Raw genomic sequence first — 12,995 nt, forward strand, 5'->3', positions numbered from 1 at the left:
AAACCATAATCACGCATCAGCGATACAAAGCCAGGGCATGGCCAGTGGAATCGCTCTTTAGACTACCGAACCTAAATGAGAGTAATTGTAATTTAGACTCGGAAGTAGCCCATGTCATTGCCCACCCCTCACCGCCACACGCTGCACACGACCCTGGCGCCGATGTTCGATTTTCTTGCTGCCGGCAGCGTTGCCCCAACTGCATGGGCCGATGCACCCGCCACCACCGCCAATGATTCGGTGCTGAGCCTGCCGGAAATCAAGGTCGATGGCGAAGCCTCCTCCACCTTCAAGGTGGACCGCGTGACCTCGGCGAAAATCAGCCAGCCGCTGCTGGACGCGCCGCAAAGCGTGACCATCGTGCCGCAGCAGGTGCTCAAGGAGCAGAACGCGCAAACCCTGCAGGAAGTGTTGCGCAACGTGCCGGGCATCACCTTCATGTCCGGCGAGGGCAACCTGGGCTGGGGCGACCTGTTTTCGATTCGCGGTTTTTCCTCCGAGCAAAGCCTGACCGTCGACGGCGTACGCGATGCCGGCATGTCGACACGCACCGACACCTTCAACCTGCAACAGGCCGAAGTGTTCAAGGGCACCGGCTCCATCGAGTCCGGAGTGTCCGCCGTGGGCGGCAGCGTCAACCTGGTCAGCAAGGAAGCGCACCTGGGCGATGCCAACAAGGTGTCGGCCGGAATCGGCACCGACAGCTACCGCCGGCTCACCGCCGACCTGAACAAGCAACTGAACGACACCACCGCCGTACGCATCAACCTGATGAAACACTACAACCAGGTGGCCGAGCGCGACGACGTGGACTACGACCGCTGGGGCATCGCCACCTCGTTCGGCTTCGGCCTGGGCACCGACACCCGCGTGTTTATCGACACCTTTTATCAGAAAGACACCAACACCCCGGACGGCGGCGTGCCGATCCAGCGTGGGACGAATGGCGACCGCATGCCTGGCGTGAAACGCTCGAACTGGTACGGCGACTCCAGCCTCTACACCCAGGAAAACAAAACCACGTCGCTGACGGCACGCATCGAACACGACTTCGACTGGAACGACGCCAACCTGCGCAACCAGACCCGCTGGGAGCGCAGCGATAACTTCGCCGTGCTCTCCCCGGCGCGCTTCTCCGCCGCCGACGCCAATGGCAACAAAACCTGCACCGGCGCCCGCTGTGCGACCCTGGGCTACACCGGCGTAGGCCCGATCAGCCAAGTGCCGGGCAGCACGGTCAATGCCTACACCGACTACGTGAATAACAGCAACACCGCGTACGGCATCCTGCGCGGCAGCGACTTCGGTTTGTCCAAGCGCTACACCATTCTGGATAACCAGACCGACTTTGCCTTCACGTTCAACACCAGCAGCCTGCAACACGCGGTGGTCTCGGGCCTTGAGTTCTATCACGAGACCTACGGCGGCCTGAAACGCAACGCCGAAGTGCCGGCCGGCAACATGCTCTTCGACATGAGCGACCCCAGCCATAGCTTCGCCAGCACCTACGTGACCAAAGGCGAAGGCGACCCACGCTCGGTGATCGACAACGCTGGCCTTTACCTGGGCGACACCGTCACCCTCAACGAGCAATGGCAGGTCCTCGGCTCGCTGCGCTACGACCACTGGCGTGCGCAAACCAGCCAGCGCGGCCAGGCCACCATCAGCAGCACCGACGGTGCGGTAAGTGGCCGTGTCGGCGCGGTGTACAAGCCGTTGCCCAATGGCAGCATCTATGTGTCCTACAGCGAAGCGGCGCAACCGTCGGCGCTGGGCGCCTCCACCAACAACCAGATCTACGGTTCGGCCACCACCAGCAACTACAGCCCGGCCAAGTCCAAGACCTACGAACTGGGCACCAAGTGGGACATTGCCCACGACATGCTCAACGTGACCGCCGCGATCTTCCGCACCGAACTGGATAACGCGTGGGAGTACCAGGACGGTGAGTCGGCCCCGGTGCGCGCACTGCCCGCCAAGCGTGTGGATGGCGTGGAACTCGGCCTGCAAGGCAATATCACGCCGCGCTGGACCGCCTACAGCGGCTTCTCGGCGCTCAAGAGCAGGCAGACCAAAGGCATCAATAAAGGCGCAGAAGCCAAGAACGTCCCCGACCTGACCGCCAACCTGTGGACCACCTACGCGTTCACCGACGCCCTGAGCCTGAGCTACGGCGAGCAATACGTGGGCCGGCGCCGCTACACCGACAACAAATATGTCGGCGGTTTGAACAACAACAGCAGCTACGCCAATGGCCCGTCCGGCGTGTATGCGATCTACACACGAGACCATGAAAAGGCCCCCGGCTACTGGCTGAGCAACGTGGCCGCGCAATACAAGGTGAACAAGGACACCACGGTCAACCTCAACCTGAACAACGTGTTCAATAAGTTTTATTACAGCCAGGTCGGCGCATCCCTCGACGGCTTCCAGCTGTACGGCATTCCGGGCGCCGGGCGCACCCTCACCGCCAGTGTCGATTATGAGTTTTGAATTCCCCTCATCAGGAGCCCCCGCCATGTTCAAACCCCGTAACCTGCTCAAGCTGGGCGTGCTGTTCGGCGCCCTGGTGCTCGGCCACGCCGAAACCGCCGCTGCCCATGAAGTCACCGACGTGCTGGGCCGCAAGGTCGAAGTCAAAGACGACGTCCAACGCGTGGTACTCGGCGAAGGTCGGCTGATTTCCGCGTTTGCCTTGCTCGACAAGGACGCGCCGTTCCAGCGCATCGTCGGCTGGCAAAACGATTTGAAGCTGCTGGACCAGCACACCTACAACGCCTACCTGGCGAAATTCCCGACGGTCAAAGACATCCCGTTGATCGGGCAAGCGTCGGAGCAGAGCGTCAGTGCTGAGGAAATTCTCTCGCTGAAACCGGACTTGGCGGTGTTCAGCATTTCCGGGCACGGCCCGACCGAACACAGCCCGGTGGCCGATGTGCTGGCCAAGGCCGGCATCCCGGTAGTGTTTGTCGACTTTCGCATCAACCCGGTGCAAGGCACCCACACCAGCCTGACGGCCCTCGGCCAGGCACTCGGGCGTGAAGCCCAGGCCAAGGCGTTCCTGGCGTTCTACGACCAGCACATCAAGGCCATCACCGATGCCGTCGCCACCTTGCCCGCCGAGCCGCGCCCACGGGTGTTCCTGGAGTTGCTGGCCGGTGTCTGGCAGGCGCCGGGGCACACCACCGGCAAGAGCGGCATGGGTGAACTCATCGCCCTGGTGGGTGGACGCAATATCGCCGCCGGCGTGGTGCCGGGTGCACTGGGGGATATCAGCGTGGAATACGCGCTCAAGGCTGACCCGGATGTGTATGTAGCCACAGGCAACCGCAAACCCGGCTTGATCCTGGGCGCAGGCGTTGGCGCCGACGAAGCCCACGAAGCCCTGGAGCGGGTGCTGGCGCGCCCTGAGTTCGCCAATCTGCGTGCGATCCGCGAGGGCAATGCCCACGGCCTGTGGCATGACTTCTATAACTCGCCGTACAACCTGCTGGCGATTGAAGCCCTGGCCAAGTGGGTGCATCCACGACTGTTCGCCACGCTGGACCCGCAGGCGACCCTGGAACAGATCAACCAGCAATTCCTCGGGATGCCGTTGCAGGGCGCTTACTGGATTGACGCCAAATCCAAATAACACTCCCATAAATGTGGGAGCGGGCTTGCTCGCGAATGCAGTGTGTCAGTCACTGAATAGTTGACTGAACTAGCGCCTTCGCGAGCAAGCCCGCTCCCACATTTCTGGATCTTCATCGTTTTCAACACTGTGTGAGCCCTATGACCACTCAAACCCTCGACCTCGCCAGCGCCACGCACGGCTACCGCCGCTTGCTGGCGCGACGTGCCTGGCTACTGGCACTGCTGGGCACGGCGCTGGTCTGCGCGATTCTGGTCGACCTGGCCAGCGGCCCGTCGGGCATGGGCCTGTTAGCGTTGCTCGATGGCATCCTGCACCCGTCCCATTTGAGCGCCACCGACCAGGTGATTATCTGGAACGTGCGCCTGCCCTACGCGCTGATGGCGGTGCTGGTGGGCTGCGCGCTGTCGTTGGCGGGGGCCGAAATGCAGGCGATTCTGAACAACCCGCTGGCCAGCCCGTTTACCTTGGGCGTGTCATCGGCGGCGGCGCTGGGCGCGTCCCTGGTGATTGTGTTTCCGGTGACTACGTTGTGGGTCTCGGCCAATACGGCGATTTCCATTTCGGCCTTTATCTTCGCGGCGGCCTCGGTGTTTTTGCTGCAAGCCATGTCACGCCTGCGTGGCGCCGGGGTGGAAAGCCTGGTGCTGTTCGGCATCGCGCTGGTGTTCAGTTGCAACGCGGTGGTGGCCTTGCTGCAACTGGTGGCCACCGAAGACGTGCTGCAACAACTGGTGTTCTGGACCCTGGGCAGTGTGACCCGGGCCAACTGGGACAAGCTCGGCATCCTGGCGCTGGTGGTCGCCGTGGTGCTGCCGTTTTCGTTTGCCGCCGCACCGCGCCTGACCTTGCTGCGTATGGGTGAAGACCGCGCACAAAGCTTCGGCGTGGACGTGAAACGCCTGCGGTTTTTCTCGTTGCTGCGCATCAGCCTGTTGTCGGCAACCGCCGTGGCCTTTGTAGGCACCATCGGATTTATCGGCCTGGTGGGGCCGCATATCGCACGGATTCTGGTGGGCGAAGACCAACGTTTCCTGCTGCCGGCCAGCGCCCTGACCGGCGCGTTGCTGCTGGCGCTGTCATCGATCGCCAGCAAGCTGATCATGCCCGGCGTGATCGTGCCGGTGGGTATCGTCTCCGCCCTGGTGGGTGTGCCGATTTTTGTGCTGTTGGTGTTCAAGCGTGGGAGGCAGTTATGAGTGCGGGTTTATCGGTACACAACGCCAATGTCAGTTACGGGCGGCGGCAGATTGTGCATGACCTGAGTTTGCCCACCCTGCCCCACGGCAGTCTGACCGCCTTGATCGGCCCCAACGGCGCGGGTAAATCCACGCTGCTGCGTGCCGTGGCCGGGTTGGAAAAAATGCATGGCGTTGTAAGGCTGGGCGACCTCGACCTGTCGGCCATGTCCGTGGCCGAGCGCGCGCGGCGCGTCACCTACATGCCGCAAAACCTGCCGCCGGGCCTGAGCCTGAGCGTGATGGAAAGCGTGATCGCCGCCTTGCGCGTGGCCAATGTGGAGGGCATTCCATTGTCGAGCGAAGCCTGCTTGCGCGAAGCCTTCGAGGCGTTGCAGCGCATCGGTATCGCGCATTTGGCCGATCAATTGCTGAGCACCTTGTCTGGCGGCCAGCGCCAACTGGTCAGCCTCGCCCAACTGATCGCACGCCGCCCCCAAGTGATGTTACTGGACGAACCCACCAGCGCCCTCGACCTCAACTACCAATTGAAAGTCATGGACTGCGTACGCGGGTTAGTGCGCGAACATAACCTGATCGCGGTGGTGGTGCTGCACGATATCAACCTGGCCGCACGCTTCGCCGACCATATCGCCGTGCTGCGCCAGGGCCGGCTGTACGCCAGTGGCTTGGCAGATGAGGTGCTGGACCCGGCATTGTTTGCCGAGGTCTACGGCGTACAGGTGCGCATCGAGCGGTGCTCACAGCAGTCATTACAGGTGCTGGTGGATGGTGCCGTGTGAAACGCGTCTAAGGGTATGCGCAAATGTTTCATTGAATTTTCGTACACCCACCGTTACCTATACCTACAGACATTCGCTCAAGCATCACCACTTTGGAGAGCTTCATGATCGACCTGTACTACTGGACTACCCCTAACGGTCACAAAGTTTCGCTGTTCCTGGAAGAAGCCGGCCTGCCCTATAAGGTGCACCCGATCAACATCGGCCAGGGTGAGCAGTTCAAGCCGGACTTCCTGAAGATCGCTCCCAACAACCGCATCCCCGCCATCGTCGATCAGCAGCCGAGCGACGGTGGCGCGCCGATTTCGCTGTTTGAATCCGGCGCGATCCTTTTGTACCTCGCGGAAAAAACCGGCCAGTTCATTGCAAAAGACCTGCGCGGTCGCCAGGAAACGCTGCAATGGCTGTTCTGGCAAATGGGCGGCCTGGGGCCGATGGCCGGCCAGAATCACCACTTCAGCCAGTTCGCGCCGGAGAAAATCCCCTACGCGATCAAGCGCTACGTAGATGAAACCGCCCGCCTGTATGGCGTGCTGGACCGGCGCTTGGCAGATCGTGCGTTCGTGGCGGGTGAGCACTACAGCATCGCCGACATGGCGATTTACCCGTGGATTGTTTCCCACAAGTGGCAGAGCCAGCGTCTGGAGGATTTTCCCCACTTGCACCGCTGGTTCAACAGCATCAAAGAGCGCCCGGCGACCGTTCGGGCTTATGAACTGGTGCAGAAAGTGAACCCGCCAAAATCCTGATCTGACGTCATACGCGGTCAAAGTGTGGGAGCGGGCTTGCTCGCGAAGGCGGTGGTTCAGTTGCAATTTCAGTGACTGACATACCGCCTTCGCGAGCAAGCCCGCTCCCACATTGTTTTGCGCAAGACTCAAGATCTAACGCTTAAACCAAACTCCCGCTTGCGTCGTTTCGCCGCGCTCACTAACGTAGCGCCTTTACTGACGCTACCCCCGCAGGAGCTTTGCCATGGCCTCGCCAGCCCTCTCACATTTTCTTCCCCGGTTCGGCGTTGCCGCGGCAGTGGCCAGTGCATTAAGCCTGGCCGGTTGCCAGCTCCAGAGCACCCAGGACACCCTGCCGCCCGTTGTCGGCGTACAGCCGATCAAGGGCTTGGCGCAGAATGTGTCGGTGCGCCGCAATGCCCAAGGCATGCCGCTGATCGAAAGCAACACCTTCCATGACGCGCTGTTCACCCTCGGCTATGTGCACGCCAGTGACCGCATCACCCAGATGGTCACCTTGCGCCTGCTGGCCCAGGGCCGTCTGGCGGAAATGTCCGGGCCTGAAGTGCTGGATGTCGACCGTTTGATGCGCGCAGTCAACCTGAAAAAAAGCGCCGGGGAGCTGTATAGCGCCGCGTCGCCACGCCTCAAGCGCTTCTTTGAAGTGTATGCCCGTGGCGTCAACGCCTACCTGTTCCGCTACCGCGACAAGCTGCCGCCGGACCTGGCCCAGACTGGCTACAAGCCCGAATACTGGAAGCCGGAAGATTCGGCGCTGTTGTTCTGCCTGTTGAATTTCAGCGAGTCGGCCAACCTGCAGGAAGAACTCGCCTCGCTGGTGCTGGCGCAAAAGGTCGGCGTCGACAAGCTCGCCTGGCTCACGCCAAGCGCGCCGGATGAACCGATCCCCCTGGCCGAGGCCGAGAAACTCAAGGGCGTGAACCTGGGCCAGATCACTGGCCTGGCCGGGTTGGACACGGTCAGTCAGCAATTGAGCAGCCTCAACGCGCTGGCCGTCACCACGTCAAGCAACTGGGCCATCGGCCCGCAACGCAGCCGCAGCGGCAAAAGCCTGCTGGCGGGCGACCTCGCCGCCCAGCCGCAAGCCCCCTCGCCGTGGAGCTACGTGCAGATTCGCGCTCCAAAATACCAGGCGGTCGGCGCTTCGATCGCGGGCTTGCCCACCCTGTTGTCCGGCTTCAACGGCAATGTGGCGTGGAGCATGAGCACGGTCAAAGGCGACACCCAGGACCTGTTCCTGGAGAAGGTCAAACGCCAAGGCAGCGCGTTGTACTACGAGAACAACGGAAAATGGCTACCTGCGCTGGTGCGTAACGAAACCTTCTTTGTCAAAGGCCAACGCTCGATTCGCGAAGTGGTGTACGAAACCCGCCACGGTGCCCTGCTCAACAGCAGCCAGGCGCTCACCAGCGGCTTGGGCCTGGCCCTGCAAACCGCCGACTTTAAAGACGACAAGAGCCTGGATGCGTTCTTCGACCTGTCCCGTGCGCAAAACGCCGGCAAGGCGTCGGATGCCACCCGCACTATCCGCGCAATTGCCCTGAACATGATCTTTGCCGACGCCGGCAGCATCGGTTGGCAGGTCACCGGCCGCTTCCCCAACCGCCGCGAAGGCGAAGGCTTGCTGCCCTCGCCGGGCTGGGACACGCGCTTTGACTGGGACGGTTACGCCGACGCGATGCTGCACCCCTACGATCAAGACCCGGCCCAGGGCTGGATCGGCACCGCCAACCAGCGCACCGCGCCGCGTGGCTACGGCATGCAGCTGTCCAACTCCTGGGATGCGCCGGAGCGCAGCGAACGCCTGGCGCAATTGGCCAACGCGGGCAAGCACGACAGCCGCAGCATGATCGCCATGCAGTACGACCAGACCACCACCTTCGCCGCCAAGCTCAAGACCATGTTCCAGGCGCCCGGCATGGCCCAGCCGCTGAAACAGGCGATTGACGCGTTGCCGGCCGCCGAGCAAACCAGGGCACGCGAAGCCCTGGGCCGCCTGCTGGCCTTCGACGGTCGCCTGGTGTCGACGTCCGCCGACGCCGCGCTCTTTGAGCTGTTCCTGCAGGAAAGCACCAAACAGATCTTCCTCGACGAGCTCGGCCCGGAAAACAGTGCCAGCTGGAAGGCGTTTGTCAGCAACGCCAGCCTGTCCTACGCCGCCCAGGCCGACCACCTGCTGGGCCGCGAAGACAGCCCGTTCTGGGACGACGTGCGTACCCCGCAAAAAGAAGACAAACCGGCGATCCTCGCCCGCAGCCTGGCCGCCGCGATCACCGCTGGCGACAGCCAACTGGGCGCCGATCACAAAGCCTGGCAGTGGGGCAAGCTGCACAGCACCACCTGGAAAAACAGCAATGGCCAAGTGATTCGCGGCCCGTTGGCTACCGGAGGTGACCACAACACCTTGAACCCTTCGCCCTACAGCTGGGGCCAGGATTTCAACACCACCCAGGTACCGGCACTGCGCATGATCGTCGATTTCGGCCAGGTGGAACCGATGATGGGCCAGGGCGGCATCGGCCAATCCGGCAACCCGGCCAGCCCGAACTACGCCAACGGCATCGACCCCTCGCTCAAGGCGCAATACCTGAGCTTCCCGATGCAGCCGCAGAACTTTGAGAAGGTGTATGGCAAGGCTCGGTTGACCCTGACTCCTGGCAAGTAACCCGGCCCTCTTTGGAGGAACCGGATAAAAAATGTGGGAGCGGGCTTGCTCGCGAATCAGGTTGCGCAGTCAATGATTCAGTCGACTGACAGACCGCTTTCGCGAGCAAGCCCGCTCCCACATTTGTACCGCGTGAATTCAGATAGAACTTCTCCGCTCGGCCTTGCCTCATAAGTAACAAGCCCACCTCCCCGGCCACTCCATGGACCTTGTCATCGCCCGGCCCGAAGGCCTCTACTGCCCCGCCGGAGATTTCTACATCGACCCCTGGCGCCCGGTGGAACGTTCAGTCATCACCCACGCCCACGGCGACCACGCCCGTACCGGCAACCAGCACTACCTGGCCGCCGCCCCCGGCGAAGGTATCCTGCGCTCGCGTCTGGGCCAGGACATTAACCTGCAAACCCTGGCCTATGGCGAACCACTCGTACACCACGGCGTGACCCTGAGTTTTCACCCGGCCGGGCATGTGTTGGGCTCGGCCCAGGTGCGCCTGGAATACCAGGGCGAAGTCTGGGTGGCCTCCGGCGACTACAAAGTGGAACCCGATGGCACTTGCGCACCTTTCGAGCCGGTGCGTTGCCACACCTTTATCACCGAATCCACCTTTGGCCTGCCGATTTACCGCTGGCAGCCCCAGGCGCAGATCTTTGCCGGGATCAACGACTGGTGGCAGGCCAATATCGCCGCCGGTAAAGCCAGCGTGTTGTTCTGTTATTCGTTCGGCAAGGCCCAACGCATCCTGCATGGCATCGACGCCAGCATCGGACCGATCCTTAGCCACGGCGCGGTCGAGCCGCTGAACCGGGTATACCGCGAGGCGGGTATCTATATCCCCGAAACGCTCTATGCCGGTGACTTCAAAAAGACCGACCCGCTGCTGCGCCAGGCGCTGATCATCGCCCCGCCCTCCGCCGGAGGGAGCAGCTGGATAAAGCGTTTCGGCGACTACAGCGATGCCTTCGCCAGCGGTTGGATGCGCCTGCGCGGCACGCGGCGGCGACGCGGGGTGGACCGGGGGTTTGTGCTCTCGGACCACGCCGACTGGCCCGGGCTGCTGTGGGCCATCGAGCAAACCGGCGCCGAACGGGTGATGGTTACCCACGGTTCGGTCGGTGTATTGGTGCGCCATCTGCGGGAAAAAGGCCTGGATGCCCAGGGCTTCACCACCGAATACGGCGACGATGAAGAGGAGGCCACGGCATGAAAGCCTTTGCCGAGTTGTACGCCGACCTCGACGCCACCACCTCCAGCAACGCCAAGCTGGCGGCGCTGCAAACCTACTTCCGGCAAGCCCCGGCCGAAGATGCGGCATGGGCCGTGTATTTCCTGTCCGGCGGGCGCCCCCGCCAGTTGGTGCCGACCCGTTTGCTGCGGGACATGGCCACGCAAGCCGCAGGCATCGAGCCCTGGCTGTTCGAAGAGAGTTACCAGTCGGTGGGCGACCTGGCGGAGACCATTTCCCTGCTGCTTCCGGAATCTACCTACACCTCGGAAGACGGTCTGGCGGTGTGGCTGGAAGAAAAACTCCTGCCGCTGCGTGGGCTACCGCCCCTGGAGTTGGCCGACCGCCTGCCCGCGCTGTGGGCACAACTGGATCAGCCGAGCCTGATGGTGTGCATCAAGTTGATCACCGGCAGTTTTCGCGTCGGCGTGTCCAAACTCCTGGTCACCCGCGCCCTCGCCGCCATGGCCGAGCTGGACAGCAAACGCGTGGCCCAGCGCCTGGTGGGCTACACCGATCTGTCCAATCGCCCTACAGCTGAGGGTTACCTCAAGCTGATTGCCGCCGAATCATCCGACGAACATGCGCAACGGGGCGGGCAGCCTTATCCGTTTTTTCTCGCCCATGGGCTGTCGCAGCCGCTGGAGCAATTCGACGCCCTGCTCGGCACCCCCACCGACTGGCTGGTGGAGTGGAAGTGGGATGGCATCCGTGCGCAATTGGTCAAGCGCGAGGGCCGGCTGTGGATCTGGTCGCGTGGTGAAGAGCTGGTAACCGAACGTTTCCCCGAACTCCATAGCCTGGTCAGCGGCCTGCCCGATGGCACGGTAATCGACGGCGAAATCGTGGTGTGGAAGGAGGCGGTGCAACCCTTCGCCCTGCTGCAACAGCGAATTGGCCGCAAGACCCTGAGCAAAAAGCTGCTGGAGGAAGCACCCGTCGCCGTCCTCGCCTATGACCTGCTGGAATACCAGGGCGACGACTGGCGCAACCACACCCAGGGCGAGCGCCGCGCCCAGCTCGAACAGGTTGTTACCCAGTGCAACCAGCCGGTACTGCTGGCGTCGCCGCTTCTGACGGGCGCCACCTGGCAAGACCTGGCGCAGCAACGCGAGGCTTCGCGCCAGCTTGGCGTGGAAGGCATGATGCTCAAGGCTCGCGATGGCCTGTACGGCGTGGGCCGCACCAAGGACATGGGCGTATGGTGGAAATGGAAAGTCGACCCGTTCAGCGTCGACGCGGTGTTGATCTACGCCCAGCGCGGGCATGGTCGCCGCGCCAGTTTGTACAGCGATTACACCTTTGCGGTATGGGACGGCCCGCCCGGCACTGAACGCACGCTGGTGCCCTTCGCCAAAGCCTATTCAGGGCTCACCGACGAGGAAATGCGCAAAGTCGACGCCATTGTGCGCAAGACCACCGTGGAGAAATTCGGCCCGGTCAGCAGCGTGACGCCGAGCATGGTGTTTGAGTTGGGGTTTGAAGGTATTGCCCTGTCCAAGCGGCATAAAAGCGGGATTGCGGTGCGGTTTCCGCGGATGTTGCGGTGGCGGCAGGATAAGGCGGTGGATGAGGCCGATAACTTGGGCACATTGCAGGATCTGCTGGCCTGAGATAAAGCCCTGTGGGAGGGGGCGTGCTCCCGATAGCGGAGGGCCAGTCAATACCTCTTCAACTGAGCCACCGCATTCGCGAGCAAGCCCGCTCCCACATGTTGATCTGCACCAGATCCAAAATAGTGCACTCATTTTGCGATGCCCATTTTCGGGCATCTCCTACACTCACAACGCCCTTATCCCACCTTTTAAAACGCTCATTCGGAACTATGGTGCAGAAATTGCTACTTGTGATCCGTCTGACACCGTTCAGTAACAGTCCTAAACGCGCCACAAGCGCTTATCTTGGTTTCCAGGGATTACATAATGAAAAAAGCATTGCTGACCCTTTCTGCACTGGCTCTGTGCATGGCCGCCGGTGTAGCCACGGCCAAGGAATACAAGGAATTGCGTTTTGGTGTCGATCCGTCCTACGCGCCGTTTGAATCCAAAGCGGCCGACGGCAGCCTGGTAGGGTTCGATATCGACCTGGGCAATGCGATCTGCGCCGAGCTGAAAGTGAAATGCAAGTGGGTCGAAAGCGACTTCGACGGCATGATTCCGGGCCTGAAAGCCAACAAGTTCGACGGCGTGATTTCCTCCATGACCGTGACCGACGCCCGCATGAAGGCCATCGACTTCTCCAACGAGCTGTTCTCCGGCCCGACGTCGCTGGTGTTCAAGAAAGGCGCCGGGTTCTCCACCCCTGAGTCCCTCAAGGGTAAAACCGTGGGCTACGAGCAAGGCACCATCCAGGAGGCCTATGCCAAGGCCGTGCTGGATAAAGCCGGTGTGACCACCAAGGCCTACGCCAACCAGGACCAGGTGTATGCCGACCTGACTTCCGGCCGTCTGGATGCCTCCGTGCAAGACATGCTGCAAGCCGAACTGGGCTTCCTGAAGTCGCCGGCCGGTGCCGGTTACGAAGTCAGCGCCGCCATCGACGACCCATTGCTGCCGTCGAAAACCGCGGTCGGTATCAAAAAAGGTAACACTGAGCTGAAGGCCCTTTTGGATAAAGGTATCAAAGCGTTACACGATGATGGCACCTACGCCACCATCCAGAAGAAACACTTTGGCGATCTGAACCTGTACAGCGGCAAGTAATGCCTGGGGCGCCCCTTCTCTGGAGGGGCGCTTTTT

At 62.0% G+C, this 12,995-nt stretch carries 9 protein-coding genes; all 9 read left to right on the top strand.

Going from position 1 to position 12,995, the window contains the following annotated elements:
• Positions 1–111: 111 nt before the first annotated feature.
• The 9 genes from LRS56_19815 (at position 112) to LRS56_19855 (ending at position 12,959) form a co-directional block, all read left to right on the top strand.
• Complete coding sequence (locus tag LRS56_19815) at positions 112–2,493, top strand: TonB-dependent siderophore receptor (GenBank protein WDU61081.1); 2,382 nt, start codon at positions 112–114, stop codon at positions 2,491–2,493.
• Between the two features lie 25 nt (positions 2,494–2,518).
• Positions 2,519–3,634, top strand: a complete 1,116-nt coding sequence (locus tag LRS56_19820) for an ABC transporter substrate-binding protein (protein WDU61082.1) — start codon at positions 2,519–2,521, stop codon at positions 3,632–3,634.
• Between the two features lie 140 nt (positions 3,635–3,774).
• Entirely contained in the window at positions 3,775–4,833 is a 1,059-nt protein-coding gene (locus tag LRS56_19825; GenBank protein WDU61083.1) for an iron ABC transporter permease, read from the top strand.
• The gene (locus tag LRS56_19830) at positions 4,830–5,615 is read left to right on the top strand and encodes an ABC transporter ATP-binding protein (protein ID WDU61084.1); all 786 of its coding nucleotides are present in this window, start codon (positions 4,830–4,832) and stop codon (positions 5,613–5,615) included. Before LRS56_19825 ends, LRS56_19830 begins: the two co-directional genes overlap by 4 nt.
• Positions 5,616–5,719: 104 nt before the next feature.
• Positions 5,720–6,364 carry a glutathione S-transferase N-terminal domain-containing protein gene (locus tag LRS56_19835; protein WDU61085.1) on the top strand — a complete coding sequence of 215 codons (645 nt, stop codon included), beginning with the start codon at positions 5,720–5,722 and terminating at the stop codon, positions 6,362–6,364.
• A gap of 226 nt (positions 6,365–6,590) precedes the next feature.
• Positions 6,591–9,032, top strand: a complete 2,442-nt coding sequence (locus LRS56_19840) for a penicillin acylase family protein (protein WDU61086.1) — start codon at positions 6,591–6,593, stop codon at positions 9,030–9,032.
• Between the two features lie 202 nt (positions 9,033–9,234).
• Positions 9,235–10,239 (top strand): ligase-associated DNA damage response exonuclease, encoded by a 1,005-nt coding sequence (locus tag LRS56_19845; GenBank protein ID WDU61087.1) that lies wholly within the window; start codon positions 9,235–9,237, stop codon positions 10,237–10,239.
• Positions 10,236–11,870 (top strand): ATP-dependent DNA ligase, encoded by a 1,635-nt coding sequence (locus LRS56_19850; protein ID WDU61088.1) that lies wholly within the window; start codon positions 10,236–10,238, stop codon positions 11,868–11,870. The genes LRS56_19845 and LRS56_19850 overlap by 4 nt, the downstream gene beginning before the upstream one ends.
• A 309-nt stretch (positions 11,871–12,179) precedes the next feature.
• The gene (locus LRS56_19855; GenBank protein ID WDU61089.1) at positions 12,180–12,959 is read left to right on the top strand and encodes a transporter substrate-binding domain-containing protein; all 780 of its coding nucleotides are present in this window, start codon (positions 12,180–12,182) and stop codon (positions 12,957–12,959) included.
• Positions 12,960–12,995 lie beyond the last annotated feature (36 nt).

The sequence above is a fragment of the Pseudomonas poae genome (assembly GCA_028869255.1).
GTDB classification, from domain to species: domain Bacteria; phylum Pseudomonadota; class Gammaproteobacteria; order Pseudomonadales; family Pseudomonadaceae; genus Aquipseudomonas; species Aquipseudomonas poae_C.